The organism is Devosia ginsengisoli, assembly GCF_007859655.1.
Taxonomy (GTDB): Bacteria; Pseudomonadota; Alphaproteobacteria; order Rhizobiales; family Devosiaceae; genus Devosia; species Devosia ginsengisoli.
The window spans coordinates 2756180-2776826 of sequence record NZ_CP042304.1 but is presented as its reverse complement, the minus strand read 5'-3'; the positions used below and the strand labels follow the sequence as shown (position 1 = coordinate 2776826).

The window sequence follows — 20647 nt, the reverse complement described above, 5'->3', positions numbered from 1 at the left end:
CCTGGATTTCATCCCTGGGCAGAAGCGTGAACGATGTGCCCGTGACCACACTTCGCAGTGAGCACGGTGAGAGTGCCTAGACCCATTATCAATCTGGAGGATAAATCATGAAAAAGCGCGCCGGCCTTGCCGCTGCAGCCATTCTCGTTACCACCGGCCTGGCTCAGGCCCAGTCGCTGGAGCCGTTCCGCTACGGCACCGTCGCCACCAAGGGCGATGCGGGCTTTGTCTATATGGGCGCCGAAGACGGCTTCGATAACAGCTTCGGCCTCGATATCGACATGCAGTCCTTCAAGGGCGACTCCATCCTGCTGCGCGGCCTGCTGGCGGGCGAGCTCGATGCCTATATCGGCAATCCCGGCGGCCCCATGATCGCTGCGAGCAAGGGCGCCGACATCAAGATCATTGCCTGTCCGTGGCCGGGGCTGACCTATGCCCTGTTCACCAAGCCCGAGATCACCAGCGTAGACCAGCTTGCCGGCGGCACGATCGGCGTTTCGGCGCCCGGATCGCTGCCCGACCTGTTCTCGCGCGCCGTGGTGAAGTCTGCCGGCATCCCGCTCGATGCCGTGAATTTCACCGTGGCCGGCAGCGATGCCGAGCGCATTGCCGCCGTTTCGGCCGACCTCATCACCGCCGCGCCGAGCTCCAGCGAGTTCAATGCCAAGGCGCCCGAGCTGGGGCTGCACATGCTGGTCCATGCCCGCGACGTGGTGCCCGAATATGTGCGCTTCTGCATCATGACCCGCGGCGATATCGTGCGTGACAGCCCTGATTATATCGCGAGCTTCCTGGCGGCCCAGCTCAAGGGCTTCAGCTTCGCCCTGCAGAACAAGGAGGCCACGCTTGCCCTGTCCTATGACAAGGCAGAGCTTCCTCCCGAGGATGAAGCGCCCGTCATGATCTATGATGAAGTGGTGGAATTTGGCGCGGTCGATCCGGAGATGACGGTCGACGTCGAAAAGCTGAAGTGGCTGAGCGACCTGCTCGGTGAAACCGGCAATATGGATGCCGGCTTCGATCCGGCCACCATGGTCGACACGTCAGTGCTCGAGGACGCCAAGGCGCTCCTCGCCGCCCAATAAACGACAGACAAAGGAGACCCCCTCGATGGCGTTGGTCGAAATCCAGAATGTCAGCAAGACGTTCAGAACCAAGGTAGCGGGCAATACAAGAGACGTGCACGCGCTGAGCGGGGTCTCCTTTTCCCTGGAACGGGGAGAGATCGTTGCAATCACCGGTGCCAGCGGCTGTGGTAAGACCACGATGCTGCGCATCATCATGGGCCTGGAGAAAGCCAGTGGCGGTTCGGTCATCGTCAACGGCAACCAGGTGAGCGGCTGTGGCTATGATCGGGGCATGGTGTTCCAGCACTCCGAATTGCTGCCCTGGCGCAATGCTGTGCAAAACGTGGCCTTCGGGCTCGAACTCAAGGGCATGGACAAGCAGACCCGTGATGTCGAGGCCCGGCGTTACCTCGAACTGGTTGGTCTCGGCCATGCCGCCGACCGGCTGCCGCATCAATTGTCGGGTGGCATGAAGCAGCGTGTCGGCATCGCCCGGGCCCTGGCTATCGGTCCCGATGTGTTGCTGATGGATGAGCCATTCGGAGCGCTGGATGCTCAGACCCGCGAGGGCCTGCAGAACGAATTGATGGCCATCCAGGCCCAGACCCAACAGACCATTATCCTGGTCACGCACGACCTGGACGAGGCCGTGCTGCTGGCCGACCGCGTCGTGGTGATGAGCCAGGGGCGTGTCGCCGAGACCCTGGAAATGCGCCTGCCGCGCCCGCGGCCCAGCCTGGCCGCTTTGCGTGGCAACCCCGAATTCGGCGAAAAGCGACTGCGCCTGTGGGAATTGCTGAAGAACGAAATGGACGCCGACGCGAGAAAGGCCGCCTGATGACCACCGATCACGCTCCCGCACCGTCGAGCCTGCGCATGGACCTGACGACTATCCTGACAAACCGCCGGGTGATCACCATCGCCTCGGTCACCATTGCGCTGCTGCTGTGGGAAATCTTTGGCCGCCAGGTCAACCCGCTGTTCGGCTCCTATCCATCGGCTATCGCGGCCAAGATGTTCGAGCTGACCGCCAATGGTCGCCTGCCGAAGGCCTTCTTCCAGAGCCTGCAGCCCTTTGTGGTGGGTTTCGGCCTGGCCGCCATCCTGGGCATCCCGATCGGCATGCTGCTGGGTCGTTTCCGCTTCCTCGAAGCGGCCTTCAGCATCTATGTCACTGCCGGCAATGCCATGCCGCTGATCGCCATCACGCCGCTTTTCATGCTCTGGTTTGGGCTGGGCTTCACCGTGAAAGTGGCCATCGTCGCCACGCTCTCGTTCTTCCCGATCTGCATGAGCACTTGGTCGGGGGTGAAATCCATCCCCAAATCGCTGATCGAAGTCGGCGAATCCTTTGTCGGCACCCGCCGCGATATCCTGCAGAAGATCGTGCTGCCGGCCTCGGTGCCCTACATCATGGCCGGCATCAGGCTGGCCGTGGGCAAAGGCATCATCGCCATGATCGTGGCGGAGTTCTTCACCGCCCTTTCCGGGCTCGGGGGATCATCCTCACCGCCGCGAACAATTTCGAGACGGCCGAAATGTTCGCGCCCATCATCGTGTTGCTGACCTTCGCCATTGCTCTCAACGCCTGCGTACAGTGGCTCGAGAACAAGATCGCCCCCTGGCATATCCAGGTGACCGGGCAGGCCGAGTAGCGAGCAGGGGAGGGTGCCACGGGTGACCCTCCCCCTATCTTGATGGAAGGGAAACGCGATGAGCAAGGACGTGCAGGAGCGCGGGCTGGAGATACGCAAAAGCGTGCTCGGCGCCGAATATGTCGAAGCGGCCTTCCGCTCGGCGGATGATTTCAACCTGCCCATGCAGGAGCTGGTTACCGAATATTGCTGGGGCGCCGTCTGGGGGCGCGAGACCCTTTCGCTCAAGACGCGGTCCATGCTGAACCTGGCGATGATCGCCACCCTCAATCGCCCGCATGAGCTGCGACTGCATGTGCGGGGCGCCCTGCGAAACGGCGTGAGCAAGGACGAGATCCGCGAAATCTTCATGCAGGTGGCCGTCTATGCGGGCGTGCCTGCTGGGGTCGATGCCTTCCGTCTGGCCCGCGAGGTCTTCGACGCAGACAAGGACGCCTGACGCCGTCCGTTGGCCGGACCTGTTTGCTAATACTTGATAATGAGTGCTGATCATGTATTAGCATTGGGGCAGATCGAAACGGATTCCCCATGCCCAGGTCAGCCGACACAATCGAGCCGCAGATAATGCGAGGAAAGCGCGGTGGTGGGCGGCGGGTGACCATGACCGACGTGGCGCGCGAGGCGGGGTGTTCGCAGGCGACGGTTTCCTTCGTGCTCAATCATGCGCCGGGGATCAAGCTCTCGGCCGAAACCAAGCAGAGGGTGTTCGAGGCGGCGCGGCGGCTGGGCTATGCGATGCCGCCGGTTGCGGGGGCAGCGGTATCGACGGCGCGGCGGCGGCGCATCGGCTTCATCGCGGACCAGTTGGCGACGAGCCCGGAGGCCATGGTGGCCATCGAGGGGCTGACGCAGGCGACGCGGGCCAGCGGCGATGTGGTGCTGGTGGCCCATACCCATAATGACGAGGAGCTGGAAGCCGAGCTGATCCGCACCTTCGTGGAGCAGCGGGTTTCAGCCCTGGTCTATATGACGATTTTCACGCGCGAAGTGGAGCTGCCGCAGCAATTGCTGGGGCTGGAAATGCCGGTTTTCCTGCTCAATTGCTATACGGCCAGCCAGATCTGTCCGGCCGTGGTGCCCAGCGAGATTGCCGGTGGGCAGCGCAGCACGCGGCACCTGATCGAGCAGGGGCATCGGCGCATCGCCACGATTACAGGCGAAATCTGGATGGAGGCGGCGCAGGACCGGCTCAAGGGTTATCGGCGGGCGCTGGCCACGGCCGATATTCCGTTCGATCCGGCGCTGGTGGTGGAAGGGGATTGGTCGGCCAGTTCGGGCTATGACGCGACGCGCACGCTGCTGGCGCTGCCCGAGCCGCCGACGGCGATCTTCTGCCAGAATGATCGGACGGCCATCGGCTGCTATGAAGCGCTCAAGGAGGCGGGATACGATATTCCCACCGACATGGCCGTGGTGGGCTATGACGACGAGGAAATCTCGCGGCACCTGCATCCCCGGCTGACCACGTCCATCCTGCCGCATCGGGCCATGGGGGCCTGGGTGGTGGAGCAGCTCGGCGAATTCGTGCCGGGGCAGGGGCGCTATCCGCTGGTCAAGCTCGAATGCCCACTGGTCGAGCGGGATTCGGTTGCAAAGCCAAAAGCTTAGCGCTCAGCGCGGGGCGATCGAGTTGCGCTCGATCAGTTCGCACTCGATCTTGACCTTCTGCTGGCGCTCGTCCTGGTCGGCATCATTGTAGCTGTCGAGCAGTTCGGCCACGGCCCAGCGGGCCATTTCGTCATGCGGCAGCACCATGGTGGAGAGGGGCGGCTCCATATTGACCGCCAGGTCTTCATCATCGAAGCCGACGATGGAAATGTCCCCGGGAACGGAGAGGCCCAGCATGCGGGCGGCTTCGTAGCAGCCCATGGCCATGCGGTCGTTGAAGCAGAAGATGGCAGTGGGCGGCTCGGGCAGCGACATCAGTGCCAGCGCCGTTTCGCGGCCGCCACGAATGGTCCAGCCGGCCTGGATGACCAGCGATTCGTCGACCGGCGCGTTCCATTCGGCCATGGCCTGGCGAAAGCCCTTTTCGCGATCGACGGCCGCCTCGACGATGATTTCGCCGGTCATATGGGCGATGCGGCGATGGCCGGCGCGCAGCAGCGCCCGCGTCGCGGTATAGCCGCCGACCAGGTCGCCGGGCACGACCGAGGGGTAGCGCAGCTTGCGCTCGTAGCAGTTGAGCAGCACCAGCGGCAGCTCGGAAAAGGCTTCGGGAACAGTGACTTGCCTGGTGATGAGCGAGGCGTAGATGATGCCGATGGTCTTCTGCGAGACCAACAGATCGATGGCCGCCTGTTCCAGCGCCGGGTCGGAGCGGGTGCAGAATGTCGCGACGGTTACGTCCTGCAAAGCCGCTTCGTCGCGGGCGCCTTCGATGAAGGGCGTGGCGAAAGGGGTGGTGGAAACTTCATCGAGCATGAGGCCGATGACGCGCTTGCGGCCCTCGGGCACCGGGTGGGCCTTGCCGCGCCGATAGGACAGGGTTTCGGCTGCCTCGATGACGCGGCGGCGGGTCGCCTTGGAGACGCGGGCATTGGGAACCCCGTTGAGAACCAGCGAAACGGTTGCCTGTGACACGCCGGCCAGCTCGGCCACGTCCACCATCGTCGCTCGTTTTTCCACGGGCATGCCTGCCTTTTTCCCGCTGTTTGTTCGCTTTTGTCCTTCTAGCAGATTGCGGCCTTCCTGCGCCACGCAAGAACCCCTCTTGTCAACGAGATCACTCTGGTCCTATGGTGATAAATATATAACTAATATTGGTTGAGGGTGGAAATGGAGCGCACGGGTCTCGCGCAGGTGGCGGATACGGAAACGGGCATGCGCCGGCGCCTGTCGCTGGATGGGGTCTGGCAGTTCCGGCACGAGGATGGTCCCTGGCGCGAGGCGCATGTGCCCGGCCCGTGGCAGGCCGAATTTTCCGACCTGGTCGATACCAGCGGCCGCGCCGTCTACAAGCGCAGCTTCACCCTGCCCGACGGCTGGGCATCGCAGGAACTGGTGCTGCATTTCGGCGCCGTCAGCTATTTCTGCGAAGTGCTGCTGAACGGGCAGGTGGTGGGCAGCCATGAAGGCGCCTTCCTGCCCTTCGATATCGTGTTGCCGGCATCGGCGCTCAAGGCGCAGAACGAGCTGGAAGTCCGCGTGACCATGCCTTCGGCCGACCGCAGGGTCTATCCAGACTATCCGTTCGGTGAAGTGCCGCATGGCAAGATCAGCTGGTATGGCCGCATTGGCGGGCTGTGGCAGTCGGTGGCGCTGGAAGCGCGCGATCCGCGCCATGTCGACGATGTCGTGGTGTCGGCAGGCATGGACGGCACGGTTTCGGTCGCGCTGGGCTTTTCGGCTCCTGCTGCCGGCATGGCGGCGCAGCTTTCAGTGCTCGACGCCAATGGCGATGTCGTGGCCGAGACCAGCGTGACGGCGGGCAATGCGGTTTCCGCGAGCCTGGCCGTGGCCGGGGCGCTGCTGTGGTCGACGGACGAACCCAATCTCTATTCGCTGGTCGTGGACCTCGGCAGCGACAAGGTGGTCACGACGTTCGGCTTCCGCACGGTGGAGGCGCGCGACGGGCAAATCCTGCTCAACGGCCAGCCGCTTTATATGCGCGGCGCGCTGGACCAGGACTATTACCCTGACGGCATCTATACGCCGCCCTCGCTGGAATTCCTCGAAGACCAGGCGCGCAAGGCCAAGCATCTCGGGCTCAACCTGCTGCGCTGCCATATCAAGGTGCCGGACCCGCGCTATTACGAGGTGGCCGACCGGCTGGGCCTGCTGGTGTGGACCGAAGTGCCCAATGTCGCCAATTTCACCAGCGATTCCGCGCGGCGCATGCGCGAGACGATGGAAGGCATTCTCAAGCGCGATCGCAACCATCCCTCGATCATCGCCTGGACGCTGATCAACGAGGACTGGGGCACGCGGCTGGTGGAAAATGCCGAGCATCGGCAGTGGCTCAAGGACAGCTATGATTGGCTCAAGGCCGAGGACCCAACCCGGCTGGTGGTCGACAATTCCGCCTGTTTCCCCAATTTCCACGTCAAGTCCGACCTCAACGACTATCACTATTACCGCTCGGTGCCGGAGCGCCGCCAGGAATGGGACGACATCACGGCGCAATTTGCCGCCGGCGCCGACTGGACTTATTCGACGCTGGGCGATGCCGAGCGGCGGGGTGATGAACCGCTGATCGTTTCCGAATTCGGCGTGTGGGGCCTGCCCGATCCGAGCAAGCTCCGTCGCGAAGACGGCAGCGAGCCCGACTGGTTCGAGACCGGCTCGCCCTGGGGCGATGGGGCGGCATTGCCGCATGGCGTCGAGGAGCGCTTCGGCGCGCTGGACCTGGGCCGTACCTTCGGCTCGTTCGATGCCTTCATCGAAAACGTGCAGTGGTACCAGTTCATGAACCTGCGCTACCAGATCGAGCAGATGCGGCTGCATCCTTCGATCATGGGCTATGTCATCACCGAGCTGACCGATGTGCATTGGGAGGCCAATGGCCTGATGGACATGGAGCGCAATCCGCGTGTGTTCCATGACGTGTTTGCCCAGATCAATACCGATACGGTGATCGTGCCGCGGCCCGAGCGCTATGCGGCCTATGCCGGCGAAACGCTTGCTATCGAAGTGACCATCGCGACGGGCGGCAAGGCGCTATCAGATGGCGCGACGCTGCGCTGGTCGGGCGATGCTTCCGGCTCGCTCGCCATTGCGGCGACCGACCCTGTCTCTGCTACCAGCCCGCAAGTGCTCAAGATCGACCTCCCGGCCGGCGGCGCGAGCCGCATGGTACGTCTTGATTTTGTGCTCGAGGCTGGCGGCGATGTCGTGGCGCGCAATAGCTGCGACATCGCCCTCTATGCCAGGCGCGACACCACGGCTTTGCCGACGATTGCCGCCGCCGATGCGGGCTTGGCCACCTATGCGACGGGGCTGGGCTATCGCGTGGTGCCGGCGGGCGAAGCCGATATCGTGCTGTGCCACGCCGTTGACGGTGCCGATGTCGAAGTGATGAAGGCGGGCGGGCGCTTCCTGATCCTGGCCGACGGTTCGGTCGAGACCAACAAGAACCTGCGTACCGACATGCCCGACGGCGAGCTGCCGCATCGCAGCATCGTCGCCGATGGCAAGGTGTTCCGTCCCAGCCTCGACCAGCATCTGCCGGGGATCAGCCTCGTGGAACGCGACGGCACGATCTGGCGCGGCGACTGGATTGCCGGCTTCTCCTGGATACGGCGCGACGGACCGTTCGCCAATATTCCGGGCGGGCCGATCTTCGATCTCAGCTTTTCGGGCGTGGTACCGCATCACCTGCTGACCGGATTCCGGCCCTGGGAATTCGGCAACAATGTCCATGCCGGTATGGTGGTGGGCTGGGTGCACAAGCCCGCGGCCATCATCGGGGAAAAACGCGTGGGCCGCGGCGGGGTGGTGGCAACCACGTTCCGGCTGACCAGCGAGGCGCCGGGCGCCGATCCGGTGGCGGCGGCTTTGTTCGATGCGCTGGTGGTGGCGACGAAGGAGCTGTCGGTGGATCGGGGAACGATCTGAACTTCACCTCTCCCCTCAGGGGGAGAGGTCGACCCATAGGGTCGGGTGAGGGGTTCAGCGGTTGGCATGGGCATTGTGCTCGTTACTGACCCTGAACCCCTCACCCCAACCCTCTCCCCTCAGGGGAGAGGGGGCGCAGGAGCCGATTGGCCGGAGAGCTGACGGTTCACAGAAACGAGGAGGAATTGATGGCCGATATAGTTCTGAACGAGGTCAGTAAGTCCTACGGCACGGTGCAGGTGCTCGACAGCGTGTCGATGCATATTCGCTCGGGCGAGTTCATCGTGTTCCTCGGGCCGTCGGGCTGCGGGAAATCCACCCTGTTGCGCATGATTGCGGGCCTTGAAGAGGTCAATGCCGGGCAGATCCATATCGGCGATACCAGGGTCGACCAGTTGCCGCCCAACCAGCGCGGCGTGGCCATGGTGTTCCAGAATTATGCGCTCTATCCGCATATGACGGTGCGCGAGAATATGAGCTTCGGCCTGCAGAATGTGGGCACCGACAAGGCCGAGATCGCCCGCCGGGTGGACGATGCGGCGCGGATGCTGGAAATCGGCGCGCTGCTCGACCGGCGGCCGAGCCAGCTTTCGGGCGGCCAGCGGCAGCGCGTTGCCATCGGGCGGGCGATCGTGCGCGAGCCCAAGGCCTTCCTGCTCGACGAGCCGCTGAGCAATCTCGATGCCGGATTGCGCGTGCGCACGCGGGTGGAACTGGCGCAGCTGCACCAGCGCATCGGCACGACGATGATTTTCGTGACGCATGACCAGACCGAGGCCATGACGCTGGCCAGCCGCATCGTTGTGATGAACAACCGCCGCATCGAGCAGATCGGCACGCCGATGGAGGTCTATTCGCGGCCGGCCAGCCGGTTCGTCGCCGCCTTCGTGGGCTCGCCCTCGATGAATTTCCTTGATGTGGCCGAGGTGAGCGAGGCCGAGGGCAAGGCGCTGATCCATGCCGGCGGCGGCGTGGTGCCGACCGATATCGCGATCTCGGTGCTGCCAACGCGCAACGGGCTGACGCTGGGCGTGCGGCCCGATGCCCTCAAGGTGGCCGAGGGCGGGAGCCTCAATGGCGTGGTCGAGCTGGTGGAGCGGCTGGGCGACCGGACGCTGCTGCATGTGCGGCTGGCCGATGGGGCGCTTGTGGTGGCCGAGGATGGCGGCAAGAGCACGCTGGAGCCCGGCGTGGCCGTCAGCCTCGCGGCCGATCGCAGCGAGACGCATCTCTTCGATGCCGAAGGCGCCGCCTATCACTCCAGCTGACAACGGTTTCCGGGGTGCGGGCTACAGGCTCAATGCGACGCACCAACCGCAGATCCAAGCATAGAGCAGCAACCTTTTGGGAGGAAAGAATGACGAAAAATCTACGTCGCCTTGCTTTGGCTTCGACCGCATTCCTTGCGCTCGCATCCGGCGCCTTCGCACAGCAGACCGTGGTGTGGTGGGACTTCCTTGCCGGTGGCGATGGCGTGCGCATGAAGGCGCTGATCGACGCGTTCAATGCCGAACATGAAGGGGAAATCACCATCGAGGGCACGACGCTCGAATGGGGTACGCCGTTCTACACCAAGTTGCAGACGTCCTCGGCCATCGGGGAAGGGCCCGATATCGCCACCTATCACCTGAGCCGGATTCCGCTGGCCGTCGATAGCGGCACGCTGAGCGAAATCACCGACGAGGATATGGCCGGCGCCGGCATTGCCAATACCGACTTCACCACGGCCGCCTCGGATGCCGGCAAGGTCGATGGCACCCGCTATGCCGTGCCGTTCGACCAGCATGGGCTGATCCTCTACTACAACAAGGACATGCTGGCCGAAGCCGGGCTGCTCGGTGAAGACGGGTTGCCAACGGGTCTCGACGGGCTCGACAACTTCAATGCGATCCTCGCCCAGTTCACCGGCGACGGCAAATACGGCATCTCCACGCCGACCGGCGACCGCTACCGCACCATCTACAGCCTGTTCGGCCAGCAGGGCGGCACCATGTTCGACGAAGCCGCCGGCGGGTTCTTCCCCACCGACGAAGACCTGGCCAAGCTGACCAATGCCATCGAGGTGGTCAAAGGCTGGGTGGATAGCGGCTATACGCCGGTGCAGGTGGAAAGCCCGGCAGCCCTGGCGCTGTTCAGCTCGGGCCAGAGCCCGTTCTTCATCATGGGCAATTGGGAAGTGCCGACCTTCGTCGACCTCCATGCCAAGGGCGAGCTGTTCGAATGGGGGGCGGTGGAGCTGCCGGTGCTGTTCGAGAACAAGGCCGCCTGGTCGGATTCGCATGCTTTCGTCATTCCCGCCAATTCGGGCAAGGATGCCGATCCGGACAAGCGCGCGGCGGTGATGCAGGTCATCGCCTGGATGGACCAGCATAGCCTCGACTGGGCCGGCGCGGGCCATATCCCGGCCTATAATGCGGTGCGCGAGAGTGCCGAATTCAAGGCGCTGAAGCCGCAATCGGACTATGCCGGCTTTGCCGATACCGCCGTGTTCGATCCGCGCACGATCCTGGCCGGGCCGGCCGCGCCGCTGGGCGATGCCTGGAGCAACTACATCAATCCCGCCACCACGGGCGAGATCGAACCGGCCGATGCCGCCGCGCAGATGCGTGACGACCTCAACGGCCAGTTGTAGAATCCGGTGGCCGGCGCCCGCGCGGGTGCCGGCCATCCCCAGACCCGGGAGGTATGGCTATGCTGCGGGACAGGAAACAGGAATATCTGACGGCGCTGATCCTGGTCGGGCCCTTCATCCTGATCTATGGGGCTCTCTTCGTCTGGCCGACCATCCAGATGGTGCTGCTCAGCTTCACCAAGGCGCCGCTGATCGGGGCGGGCGACTGGGTCGGCTGGGACAATTATGTGAAAATCCTCAGCCAGAAACTGTTCCATTCGGCCTTCTGGAACACCGCCTGGTTCGTGGTCCTCACCGTCATTCCCAATACGCTGATCTCGCTGGCCATTGCGCTGGCGGTGAACCGGCTCAATGGCTGGCTCCAGGGCTTCGTGCTGGCCTGCTTCTTCCTGCCCTATATCCTGCCGGTCTCGGTGGTGTTCCTCACCTGGAACTGGATCATCGACGTGCAATACGGGCTGGCGCAGGGCGTGGTGGCTTTGTTCAATGGCGGCGAGCCCAAATCGCTGACCCGCACCATTCCCCTGTTCATGCCCACGGTGGCCTTTGTCACCGTGTGGTGGACGATGGGCTTCAATATCCTGCTGTTCATTGCCGGCTTGCGCAACATTTCGCCCGAAATCTACGAGGCGGCGCAGCTCGACAGCGCCGGCCGCTGGCGGCAATTCATGCGCATCACCTGGCCGCTGGTCTGGCCGGTGACCGTATTGGTGCTGACCATCCAGCTCATCGCCCAGCTCAAGATTTTCGACCAGGTCTACCTGTTCTCGATCGGCGGGCGGCAGGATGCGACGATCACCCTGGTGCAGTATATCTACAAGCTGGCCTTCCAGCAGAACAAGGGCGGCGAGGCCGCCACCGCAGCCGTGCTGCTGTTCGGCATGATCATCGTGCTGTCGGTGCTGCAATATCAATTGCTGCGGGCGCGAGGTGAAAAATGAGCGCTGAAGCCCTTTCCGGCAGCCAGGCTGCCGTCGCCGAACGCAGCCGGCGCGACCGGCCGCTCGACCTGGTCGGCATTGTCCTGACCGCCATCACCCTGCTCGTGGCTTTGGCCTCGTTCTTCCCGATCTACTGGGCGATCATCACCTCGGTCAAACCCGATGGCGAGGTGATCTCGGGCAGCAATTCGCTCTGGCCCGGCCGCTTCGTGTTCGACAGCTATATCCACATCTGGAACAACACCAATATCGCCATCTGGTACGTCAATTCCATGGTGACGTCGCTGGTTATCACGGTGCTTGTCATCGTCAGTTCGGCCGGCTGCGCCTATGCGCTGAGCCAGCTCGATTTCCCCGGGCGGCGGCTGATCTATGTGCTGATCCTGGCCTGTTTCATGGTGCCGATGCAGGCGCTGATCGTGAACCATTTCGTGCTGATGGCGCAGTTCAAGCTGCTCAATACCTGGGCCGGCATCATCCTGCCGCAGCTGATCGTGCCGGTGGTGATCATCGTCTACAAGCAGTTCTTCGACTCGGTGCCCAAGGAGTTCCGCGAGGCGGCGATGATGGACAGCGCCGGCCATTTCAAGATCCTGTTCCGCATCTACCTGCCGATGAACTGGGGCGTGACGGCTGCGCTGGGCATCATCACCTTTATCGGCGCCTGGAACGCCTTCCTCTGGCCCTTCCTCGCGGCGACGGGCGAGGCGACGATGACCGTGCCCGTCGGCATTACCCAGGTGAAGGATGCCTATGGCATCGTCTATGGCAAGCTCATGGCTTCGGCCGTGGTGGCCGGGCTGCCGGTGGCTATCGTCTACCTGATCTTCCAGCGCCGGGTGACGCAGGCGATCATGCTGTCGGCGGGCGTCAAGGGGGTGACGCGGAGGCATCTGGACACGCCCTCGTGGTTCGACAGGCTCACCATGAGGGCTACTGCTCCGTGAAATGGGCCAGGGCGGCCAGCATGGCAGCGTCGAACACGGCCGGTCTCTGCAACGGGGCGAAATGGGTGACGCCGGGCAGCATGACCAGCGTGGCGCCGGGAATGGTGTCGGCCAGATAGCGGGCATGTTCGGGCTTGATGAATTCGTCGCCCTCGCCCTGCAGGATCGTCACCGGCACGGCGATGGCGGCGAGCTGCGCTGCCGTGTAGTTCGGCTGCGTGCGCTGCATGAGGCCGACGGCTTCGACAAAGGCGTCGAAATCATCAGGGGTGGCGGAGAGCGCGGCATAATCCTGCTTGTGCCGCGAGAAACAGCGATCGACGGTGGGTGTCGGCACGAAGGGCAGGGCGCCATCCGGGTCCATATTGCAGGCGAAGTAGAGCACGCCCGCTACGCGATCGGGATGGGTGGCGCCCAGGATCAGGGCAATGCAGGCGCCGTCGCTCCAGCCGACAAAACCGGCGCGCTCGATGGCCAGGGCATCCATGAGGGTGAGGACGTCGCCCGCCATGAGGTCATAGCTATAGGGCTTGCCGTCGCGTGTGCTGCGGCCGTGACCGCGGCTATCAACGAGCACGGCGCGATAGCCTGCGGCGACGAGCGCGGCGGCCTGATGGCTCCAGTTGCCGGAATGGCCGAGACCGCCATGCAGCAGGATGACCGGCTGGCCCTGGCCGATGCTGACATACCAGATATCGGCGCCGTCATGGGTGAGGTGGCCGGCATGCTGCGGGGTGGGCAGAGGCGGGGTGCCGTCGCGTTCGAAGAGGACGAGATCGTCGTCGGTGAAGGCGGCCGGGGTGTCGTGCTGGGTCATTTCGTGCTCCATTCGCGGGCAAAAGGGCCGGGTAGAGATTGAACCTTCCTGCCGGCCCAGCGTATCCACATCGGGTGGCGCTGTAATGTCGCCCGATCCGCCCTTCGCCGAATTTGCCGGATATTGTCCAATGCGCCACCTGCTCCTGCTGCTGCTGTTCGTGCTCTCCCCTGTCGCCGTCATGGCGCAGGTTCCGGGGATCACCCCTGAAACGACGACGAGCAGCGACGCCGGAATCGACGAACTGATCCGCATTATCGAGAATGACGAAACGCGGGCGGCGCTGATCGAGCGGCTGAAGCAGAGCGGGACGGAGGTGACGGCGCCGGCCGAGACCGCGCCCGACCTCAATATCGTTCGCCAACTGGCCGAATATACCAAGACCGTCGCCGAAGGGGCCTCGGCGACCCTGCGCTCGCTGGCCGGGGTGTTCGTCGACCTGCAGCAGGGGCTGAGCGGGGCGCTGGAGGCAGATCTCGAAGCCTTCTGGGATGTGGCGGTGGGTGTGCTGCTGGTGGCGCTGGGCCTGCTTGCCAGCTTTCTGATCATCCGGATCATCGTCACCTGGGCCAGGGGCCGCGTCGCCCAGCGGGTGGCCGGGCGGGGCTGGATGTCGCGCATATTGGGGGCGCTGGCGGCGGCGCTGGTGGATTTCGGTTCGGTGCTGCTGGCCTGGGCGGTGGGCTATGTGGTGGCCCTGGCGCTGGTGGGCCAGACCACGGGGCAGATGGGCATCAACCAGTCGCTGCTGCTCAATGCGTTCCTGCTGGTCGAGCTCAGCAAGCTGGCGGTTCGCGTCATCCTGTCGCCGCGCTTCGAGCCGCTGCGGCTGATCCCTGTCAGCGACGACAATGCCGCCTATTGGTCATTCTGGATCGGGCGGATCATTTCGCTGCTCGGCTATACCTTCCTGTTCGTGACGCCGCTGCTGGCGGCGAACCTGTCGGTTGGCGCGGCATCGGCAGTGCAGGTGCTGGTCATGGCGACGGCGGTGACGATAGGCATCATCGTCGTGCTACAGAACAAGGACGACGTGCGGACCTGGCTGGCCGGAATCGCGACCAAGCGCGGCCATGACGGCACCGGGCAATTGCTGATCCTGCTCGGGCGATACTGGCACATGCTGGCCATCATCTATCTGGTGACGCTGCTGGTGGTGTGGTTCGCCAACCCCGAAGAGGCACTGCCCTTCATGCTGGGAGCCACGGTGCAATCACTGGTGGCTGTTCTGATTGGGGTGGTGATTGTCGGCTTCATCTCGCGCTTCGTCAGCGCGGGCCTGCGCCTGCCGGGCGATATCAAGCAGCGGCTGCCGCTGCTGGAAGCGCGGCTGCGCGCCTTCGTGCCCACGGTGATGGAAGTGGTGCGCTGGGTGGTGATCGCAGGCGTGGTGGTGGCCATTGCGCAGGCCTGGGCCCTGTTCGACTTCGTCGGCTGGATCGGCAGCGAAGCCGGGCAGCAGGTGGCCGGCTCGGTGATCTCGGCGGCGCTGATCGTGCTGGCCTGTATCGTGCTGCATGTGGTGGTCGCGTCGTGGGTCGAATACCGGCTCAATACCAGCGTCGGCAAGGTGCCGACGGCGCGCGAGAAGACACTGCTGAATCTGTTCAAGAACGCCTTCACCATCGCCCTAGTGGTGTTCGGGCTGATGCTGGCGCTGGCGCAGATCGGGGTCAATATCGCCCCGCTCCTGGCCGGCGCCGGGGTGATCGGCCTGGCCATCGGTTTCGGGGCGCAGAAGCTGGTGCAGGATATCATCACCGGCATCTTCATCCAGTTCGAGAATGTGATGAACGAGGGCGACGTGGTGGCCGTGGGCACCACGTCCGGCGTCGTCGAAAAGCTCACCATCCGCTCGGTGACCATCCGCGACCTTGGCGGCACGGTGCATCTCATCCCGTTCTCGTCGGTCGACCAGGTCTCCAACATGATGCGGGGCTTCTCGTTCCATGTGGCCGAGATCGGTGTGGCCTATGACAGCGACATCGTGCAGGTGAAGCAGGCCATGCATGACGCGTTCGACGCGCTCATGCAGACCGAGCACAAGGACAGCATTATCGACGACCTCGACATGCAGGGCATCATCGCCTTCGCGGCCTCGGCGGTAACGGTGCGCGCGCGCATCAAGACGCTGCCGGGCAAGCATTGGGGCGTGGGCCGGGCCTATAACGAGGTGTTGAAGGCCATCTTCGCCGAACGCAATATCGAAATCCCCTATCCGCATGTGACCTATGTGCAGGGCGGCGAGGCGCGGGCTTCGGGCCGCGTGCTGCCGCCGCGGCCGAGCGAGGATAAGGGGAAGCCGGACGCCTGAACGGATCGTGATCGGGCGGGGCATTTGCCTTAAGCCGATCTTAATTTGGTGGGTTAAAATAGTGATACGCGCGCCAATTGCGGTGGCGCAGTCGTGACTTTCAGTCTTTGCGTATCACGAGGCCCGTCATGTTGTTTTTAGGGGGCAGGTGCCTTGCCCGATTTCTCCCGGCGCTGGCCATTGCCGGCGCGCTGAGCCTTTCCGCCATGGCGCCCGCCTGGGCCAACAGCGCCGATTTCGTGCGGGGCCTGTGGCCGCAGGCCGAGGCGCGCGGGGTGAGCCGGGCGGCGTTCGAAGCGGCATTTTCCGGCTATAACTACCTGCCCAAGGTCATGGAGCTGACGCGCAAACAGCCCGAATTTTCCCAGACCGTGCAGCAATATATCGACAAGCGGGTCACGGCGGGACAGGCGCAGAAGGGCCAGGCCATGCGCGCCGAATGGAACCAGACGCTCACAGGCAGCGAGCAGCGCTGGGGCGTGCAGCCGGAAATCGTGCTGGCCATCTGGGGCATGGAAACCAATTTCGGCGGCTTCATGGGCGGCGAGAACACCATCCATGCACTGGCGACGCTGACCGAGGGCGGCTATCGCGCCGATTTCTTCCGCGAGGAATTGCTGACCGCTTTGCGCATCGTTTCGGACGGGCATGTAAGCGCGCGTAACATGACGGGATCATGGGCCGGGGCGATGGGGCATACCCAGTTCATGCCCTCGAGCTTCATGCGCTATGCGGTCGACTATAATGGCGACGGGCGCAAGGATATCTGGAATTCGGTGCAGGATGCGCTGGGCTCGACCGCCAATTACCTGCACAGCTTCGGCTGGCGCAAGGGCGAGACCTGGGGCTATGAGGTCAAGCTCCCCAGCGGGTTCGATTTTGCGGCGGCGCGGGGGATCGAGAAAGCGCCGCTGAGCCAGTGGCAGGCCATGGGCATACAGCGCGTGTCGGGCCGGGCCTTCCCGCGGCCCAGCGATGTGGGGCGGCTCTATATGCCGGCCGGCGCCAACGGCCCGACCTTCCTGCTGCTGCCCAATTTCGATGTGATCAAGCGCTACAACAATTCGGACAGCTATGCGCTGGCGGTGGGGCATCTGGCCGACCGCATCCTGGGCGGCGGCAATTTTGCGACGCCATGGCCGGCGGGCGATTATGCGCTGACCAAGGCGCAGAGGGCGGAATTGCAGACGCTGCTGAGCCGGGCCGGATTCGATGCCGGATCGCCCGATGGCGTGGTGGGACCCAGGACGCGGGCGGCGGTTCTGGCCTATCAGGGACGGGTCGGATTGCCGGCGGATGGTCACATCTCCGGGAGGCTGCTGGATGCGCTCAAACGTTAACAGTCTGTTAACAAATTCGGCACAGTGTTAACGCGCTTAAGTAGAGGGCAGGCTTTGCTTCGGGAGTTCGAGGCGCCTGCCCTCGCCCATTTCCGGCGCCCTCCATTGCCACAAAATCCCCGGCTTTGCTCGCTAGGCGGGCGGTCTCCCAATTCTCTGGTTCGTGAATGATCATGCCGTTTCGTCGCGCCCTTGCGGTGCTCCTCTTCCTGTTCGTCCTGCCGGCTCAGGCCTTTGCGCTGTCGGTGATGGACCCGTTCAATCTGCCGGCGGCCATGGATGGCGGCACGGTGAAGGTGGGCGATGGCATTGCCTATGCCGACGGGCCGAGGCACAAGCTGGACGTCTATGCGCCCGAGGCGCGGGGGACGTCGGCGCCGGTGGTGTTCTTCGTCTATGGCGGGGGTTGGAACCGGGGCGAGCGCAGCGATTACCAGTTTGTCGGCCGGGCGCTGGCGTCGCGCGGTTTCGTGACTGTGATCGCCGATTATCGGCTGGTGCCCGAAGTGGCCTATCCGGGCTTTCTCGAGGACAGCGCCAATGCGCTGCGCTGGGTGCAGGACAATATCGCCTCCTATGGCGGCGATCCCACGCGGCTGTTTCTCGCCGGCCATTCGGCGGGGGCCTATAATGCCGTCATGCTGGCGATGGACCCGTCATTCCTGCGGGAATACGGCGTGACCATGCCGATCCTGGGCGTGGCGGCCTTGTCGGGGCCGTATGATTTCTACCCGTTCGAATATGGCGAGGTGCAGAATGCGTTTGGCGCCGCGCCCAATCCGCAGGGCACGCAGCCGATCAACCTGGTGACGCCGGAAACGCCGCCCATGTATCTGGCGACCGGCACGACCGACCCGATCGTACGCATGCAGAATACCGAGCGGTTTGCGCAGAAGCTCAAGGATAGCGGGGTGTGGGTCACCACGCGCTATTACGAGGGGTTCGGGCATATGGAGCCGGTTATCGCCATGGGCGCGATGTGGCGCTGGCGCATGCCTGTGCTGGACGACATGGTGGCATTTTTCCAGATGTTCGGGGCCTTTCCCAGCGGCGTGCCCTATGTGGCCGTGGCGCCCAACCCGCCCGAGCAACTGCCCGAGGCCATCGCGCCGATGGAGCAGATCGTGGACGAGCTCAACGCGATGTTCCAGCCGATCGAGAACTAACGCATCGCAGAATCAAGCAGTAGACCTCATCCTGAGCTTGTCGAAGGACGAGGTCGTGGCAGTATGTTGCCACGCCCTCGTGGTTCGCCCTTCGGCAAGCTCAGGAGGCTCACCATGAGGGCCGTTGGGACCGATGCCGACCGACCATCTCCGATTCTCCGGCGCGACCGAGCAGGCGCAGCGTGATGCGCTCGAGGCGATTGTCCGCAATTCGGCGCTGCTGATGGATGTGCTGGGTGGGATGCGGGATCTGGCGCTGCCCGATATGCTGCTGGGGTCGGGGGCGATCTACAACACGGTCTGGAACGTGCTGACGGGCCGGCCGTCGCTGACCGGGATCAAGGATGCCGATGTCGTCTATTTCGACGATAGCGACCTGTCCTACGAGGCGGAGGATGCGGTGATCCGCCGCGCCGCGGCGCAGTTTGCCGGTCTGCCGGTTCCGGTCGAGCTGCGCAACCAGGCGCGGGTGCATATCTGGTTTCCGCAGAAGTTCGGCACGCCCTATCCGCAACTGAAGTCCAGCGCGGAAATGATGCTCTATTTCGCCTCGCGCACCCATGCGGTGGCGGTGCGGCTGGAGGAAGATGGCCGGCTGAGCATCTTTGCGCCGTTCGGGCTCGACGATATTTTCTCGTTCCGCATCACGCCCAATCCGACGCTCGACAATGCCGCCACGCATGCGACCAAGGCAGCACGGGCCAAGGCGGTGTGGCCGGAATTGACGGTTATTCCGTGGCCAGAAGGCGCGCCTGCCAGTCCTTGAGGCCAATGGGGACAAGCCCGAATTCGTCCATCAGCGCCTTGGCTCGTCCATCGCGAAAGAAGGCGTACTCGCCGGTGCGGATCACCGCTTCTGTATCGAAAAGCTCGACATCGCCGGGCGCGGTGAAGTGCAAGGCCAGCCATGACACGCCGGGTGGGACGCGCGCGAAGAGATTGCGATAGGCGGTCTCTATGCCATCGGGCCAGTCCCAGGCTGTTTCGAGCTGCAGCGCGACGACCGGATTGCCTCGTGCCGCGGCGCGGTCCCGGGCCGCGTTGTATTCGGCGGTGGTGACAGGCCCGACATAGTCCATGACCGAGAAGGTCCGATAATCGTCCATCAGCAGCAGCGGCAGCCTGTAGTCGGCGCCGAGGCGTTCATAGATAGCGACGAATTCCGGCATCATCGCCGTCCCCATATGGCAGTCGAGATGGGTCACGCCGATGCCGGCGGCGAGCGCCGTTTCGATCTGGAGACGCAACTCGGTCTCCACCGCGTCAGGCTGGGCGTGCCGGCGCACGTTGGGAACATCGGTCCAGAAGTAGCCGTCCGGGTCGGTCAGGCCGTTGTCACGGACCCCGGTCAATGGCCGCCAGCGATAGGGCCTGGCGTCGGAATTGAGCGTCAGGTGAACGCCGATATCCAGTTGCGGCCGTTCGCGCGCCAATTGCGCGAGTTCCGGAAACCAGGGGCAGGGCACCATGACGGAGCCCGACGTGGCGATGCGGGCCTCGGCCAGTTCGACAAAGGCCTGATTGGCGCCATGGCTCATGCCGAGGTCGTCTTCGTGAATCACGACAAAGCGGGAGTGGGGGAGGTCATGGGACACACCTTTCTCGGGGTCAGCGCGACATGCGCTGGCTTATCGAGTTCGGGGTCCCGGCGCCGCAGCGCCGCGGTCCAGGACGATTCTGCCGCCATCCCTTTTTCGCTCACCGGGTAATGTTAGGCGGGCAATGCGGCATCAATTCGACGGCGGAACGGGATCGAGCCTGACCGAGTCGGCCGAGCGGCGGACGGGGCCGTGGTAGACGGCTTCGATATTGTTGCCGTCGGGGTCGAGCACGAAGGCGCCGTAATAGCCGGGGTGGTAGTCGCGTTCGCCGGGCCGGCCATTGTCCTTGCCGCCGGCGGCGAGGGCGGCCTTGTGGAAGGCATCGACCATGTCGCGGCTGCGGGCCTGGAAGGCCAGGTGGACATGGGTCGGCAGGGTGCGGGCATCGGCGCCATCGACGAAGAGTTCATCGACCTGGAACCAGCCTTCGCCGGCATGTTCGATCTTGACATCGAGCGCGGCCAGCACCTTTTCGTAGAAATAGCGGGTGGCCATGTAGTTCCTGGCGCGCAGATGGACATGGTCGATGAGGCGGCCGGTATGCCAGGTCATGGACGTCTCCGTTGCCAGAACGGCAAGGGCAAAAAAGAAACGGAGGTCCCTGCTTTCGC

At 64.0% G+C, this 20647-nt stretch carries 18 protein-coding genes; 14 read left to right on the top strand and 4 right to left on the bottom strand.

Features of this window, described 5'->3' with window-relative positions; genetic code table 11:
• Positions 1-107 precede the first annotated feature (107 nt).
• From FPZ08_RS13510 to FPZ08_RS13490, 5 genes are all read left to right on the top strand, one after another.
• The gene (locus FPZ08_RS13510) at positions 108-1085 is read left to right on the top strand and encodes an ABC transporter substrate-binding protein (protein ID WP_146290500.1); all 978 of its coding nucleotides are present in this window, start codon (positions 108-110) and stop codon (positions 1083-1085) included.
• Positions 1086-1110: 25 nt separating this feature from the next.
• Positions 1111-1905: an ABC transporter ATP-binding protein gene (locus FPZ08_RS13505; RefSeq protein WP_146290499.1), complete on the top strand. Its 795-nt coding sequence runs from the start codon at positions 1111-1113 to the stop codon at positions 1903-1905.
• A complete protein-coding gene (locus FPZ08_RS13500; protein ID WP_146290498.1) occupies positions 1905-2633 on the top strand; it encodes an ABC transporter permease in 729 nt (242 codons plus the stop codon). Before FPZ08_RS13505 ends, FPZ08_RS13500 begins: the two co-directional genes overlap by 1 nt.
• A 147-nt stretch (positions 2634-2780) precedes the next feature.
• A complete protein-coding gene (locus FPZ08_RS13495; RefSeq protein ID WP_146290497.1) occupies positions 2781-3161 on the top strand; it encodes a carboxymuconolactone decarboxylase family protein in 381 nt (126 codons plus the stop codon).
• An 89-nt stretch (positions 3162-3250) separates the two neighbouring features.
• A complete protein-coding gene (locus FPZ08_RS13490; RefSeq protein WP_425457544.1) occupies positions 3251-4330 on the top strand; it encodes a LacI family DNA-binding transcriptional regulator in 1080 nt (359 codons plus the stop codon).
• Between the two features lie 3 nt (positions 4331-4333).
• Here FPZ08_RS13490 and FPZ08_RS13485 read toward each other — a convergent pair whose 3' ends face one another.
• A complete protein-coding gene (locus tag FPZ08_RS13485) occupies positions 4334-5356 on the bottom strand; it encodes a LacI family DNA-binding transcriptional regulator (protein WP_146290496.1) in 1023 nt (340 codons plus the stop codon).
• A gap of 144 nt (positions 5357-5500) precedes the next feature.
• On the opposite strand from FPZ08_RS13485, the gene FPZ08_RS13480 reads away from it, so the two are divergent.
• The 5 genes from FPZ08_RS13480 (at position 5501) to FPZ08_RS13460 (ending at position 12798) form a co-directional block, all read left to right on the top strand.
• A complete protein-coding gene (locus FPZ08_RS13480; protein ID WP_146290495.1) occupies positions 5501-8278 on the top strand; it encodes a glycoside hydrolase family 2 protein in 2778 nt (925 codons plus the stop codon).
• A 188-nt stretch (positions 8279-8466) separates the two neighbouring features.
• On the top strand, positions 8467-9546 hold the full coding sequence (locus tag FPZ08_RS13475) for an ABC transporter ATP-binding protein (protein WP_146290494.1): 1080 nt from the start codon (positions 8467-8469) through the stop codon (positions 9544-9546).
• A gap of 89 nt (positions 9547-9635) precedes the next feature.
• Positions 9636-10910 carry an extracellular solute-binding protein gene (locus FPZ08_RS13470; RefSeq protein ID WP_146290493.1) on the top strand — a complete coding sequence of 425 codons (1275 nt, stop codon included), beginning with the start codon at positions 9636-9638 and terminating at the stop codon, positions 10908-10910.
• A gap of 59 nt (positions 10911-10969) precedes the next feature.
• Entirely contained in the window at positions 10970-11851 is an 882-nt protein-coding gene (locus FPZ08_RS13465) for a carbohydrate ABC transporter permease (protein ID WP_146290492.1), read from the top strand.
• Positions 11848-12798 (top strand): carbohydrate ABC transporter permease, encoded by a 951-nt coding sequence (locus FPZ08_RS13460; protein WP_146290491.1) that lies wholly within the window; start codon positions 11848-11850, stop codon positions 12796-12798. Before FPZ08_RS13465 ends, FPZ08_RS13460 begins: the two co-directional genes overlap by 4 nt.
• On the opposite strand, the gene FPZ08_RS13455 is transcribed toward FPZ08_RS13460, so the two are convergent.
• Positions 12785-13615 carry an alpha/beta fold hydrolase gene (locus FPZ08_RS13455; protein WP_146290490.1) on the bottom strand — a complete coding sequence of 277 codons (831 nt, stop codon included), beginning with the start codon at positions 13613-13615 and terminating at the stop codon, positions 12785-12787. The genes FPZ08_RS13460 and FPZ08_RS13455 overlap by 14 nt on opposite strands.
• Positions 13616-13745: 130 nt before the next feature.
• Between FPZ08_RS13455 and FPZ08_RS13450 the strand changes: the two genes are divergently transcribed.
• The 4 genes from FPZ08_RS13450 to FPZ08_RS13435 all read left to right on the top strand — a co-directional run bounded on the left by FPZ08_RS13450 (position 13746) and on the right by FPZ08_RS13435 (position 19201).
• The gene (locus FPZ08_RS13450; RefSeq protein WP_146290489.1) at positions 13746-15929 is read left to right on the top strand and encodes a mechanosensitive ion channel domain-containing protein; all 2184 of its coding nucleotides are present in this window, start codon (positions 13746-13748) and stop codon (positions 15927-15929) included.
• A gap of 128 nt (positions 15930-16057) precedes the next feature.
• A complete protein-coding gene (locus tag FPZ08_RS13445; RefSeq protein WP_146290488.1) occupies positions 16058-17269 on the top strand; it encodes a lytic murein transglycosylase in 1212 nt (403 codons plus the stop codon).
• A gap of 173 nt (positions 17270-17442) precedes the next feature.
• Positions 17443-18435 (top strand): alpha/beta hydrolase, encoded by a 993-nt coding sequence (locus tag FPZ08_RS13440; protein WP_246132651.1) that lies wholly within the window; start codon positions 17443-17445, stop codon positions 18433-18435.
• A gap of 133 nt (positions 18436-18568) precedes the next feature.
• On the top strand, positions 18569-19201 hold the full coding sequence (locus FPZ08_RS13435; RefSeq protein WP_146290487.1) for a nucleotidyltransferase family protein: 633 nt from the start codon (positions 18569-18571) through the stop codon (positions 19199-19201).
• Here the strand turns inward: FPZ08_RS13435 and FPZ08_RS13430 are convergent.
• Entirely contained in the window at positions 19164-20030 is an 867-nt protein-coding gene (locus tag FPZ08_RS13430; RefSeq protein ID WP_146290486.1) for a polysaccharide deacetylase family protein, read from the bottom strand. The genes FPZ08_RS13435 and FPZ08_RS13430 overlap by 38 nt on opposite strands.
• Positions 20031-20165: 135 nt before the next feature.
• Positions 20166-20588 carry a VOC family protein gene (locus FPZ08_RS13425; RefSeq protein ID WP_146290485.1) on the bottom strand — a complete coding sequence of 141 codons (423 nt, stop codon included), beginning with the start codon at positions 20586-20588 and terminating at the stop codon, positions 20166-20168.
• Positions 20589-20647 lie beyond the last annotated feature (59 nt).

Excerpts from the sequence above, each read along its gene's own strand:
- FPZ08_RS13510 (WP_146290500.1), top strand. The coding sequence starts at position 108 with ATGAAAAAGCGCGCCGGCCTTGCCGCTGCAGCCATTCTCGTTACCACC.
- FPZ08_RS13505 (WP_146290499.1), top strand. The coding sequence starts at position 1,111 with ATGGCGTTGGTCGAAATCCAGAATGTCAGCAAGACGTTCAGAACCAAG.
- FPZ08_RS13500 (WP_146290498.1), top strand. The coding sequence starts at position 1,905 with ATGACCACCGATCACGCTCCCGCACCGTCGAGCCTGCGCATGGACCTG.
- FPZ08_RS13495 (WP_146290497.1), top strand. The coding sequence starts at position 2,781 with ATGAGCAAGGACGTGCAGGAGCGCGGGCTGGAGATACGCAAAAGCGTG.
- FPZ08_RS13490 (WP_425457544.1), top strand. The coding sequence starts at position 3,251 with ATGCCCAGGTCAGCCGACACAATCGAGCCGCAGATAATGCGAGGAAAG.
- FPZ08_RS13485 (WP_146290496.1), bottom strand. The coding sequence starts at position 5,356 with ATGCCCGTGGAAAAACGAGCGACGATGGTGGACGTGGCCGAGCTGGCC.
- FPZ08_RS13480 (WP_146290495.1), top strand. The coding sequence starts at position 5,501 with ATGGAGCGCACGGGTCTCGCGCAGGTGGCGGATACGGAAACGGGCATG.
- FPZ08_RS13475 (WP_146290494.1), top strand. The coding sequence starts at position 8,467 with ATGGCCGATATAGTTCTGAACGAGGTCAGTAAGTCCTACGGCACGGTG.
- FPZ08_RS13470 (WP_146290493.1), top strand. The coding sequence starts at position 9,636 with ATGACGAAAAATCTACGTCGCCTTGCTTTGGCTTCGACCGCATTCCTT.
- FPZ08_RS13465 (WP_146290492.1), top strand. The coding sequence starts at position 10,970 with ATGCTGCGGGACAGGAAACAGGAATATCTGACGGCGCTGATCCTGGTC.
- FPZ08_RS13460 (WP_146290491.1), top strand. The coding sequence starts at position 11,848 with ATGAGCGCTGAAGCCCTTTCCGGCAGCCAGGCTGCCGTCGCCGAACGC.
- FPZ08_RS13455 (WP_146290490.1), bottom strand. The coding sequence starts at position 13,615 with ATGACCCAGCACGACACCCCGGCCGCCTTCACCGACGACGATCTCGTC.
- FPZ08_RS13450 (WP_146290489.1), top strand. The coding sequence starts at position 13,746 with ATGCGCCACCTGCTCCTGCTGCTGCTGTTCGTGCTCTCCCCTGTCGCC.
- FPZ08_RS13445 (WP_146290488.1), top strand. The coding sequence starts at position 16,058 with ATGTTGTTTTTAGGGGGCAGGTGCCTTGCCCGATTTCTCCCGGCGCTG.
- FPZ08_RS13440 (WP_246132651.1), top strand. The coding sequence starts at position 17,443 with ATGCCGTTTCGTCGCGCCCTTGCGGTGCTCCTCTTCCTGTTCGTCCTG.
- FPZ08_RS13435 (WP_146290487.1), top strand. The coding sequence starts at position 18,569 with ATGCCGACCGACCATCTCCGATTCTCCGGCGCGACCGAGCAGGCGCAG.
- FPZ08_RS13425 (WP_146290485.1), bottom strand. The coding sequence starts at position 20,588 with ATGACCTGGCATACCGGCCGCCTCATCGACCATGTCCATCTGCGCGCC.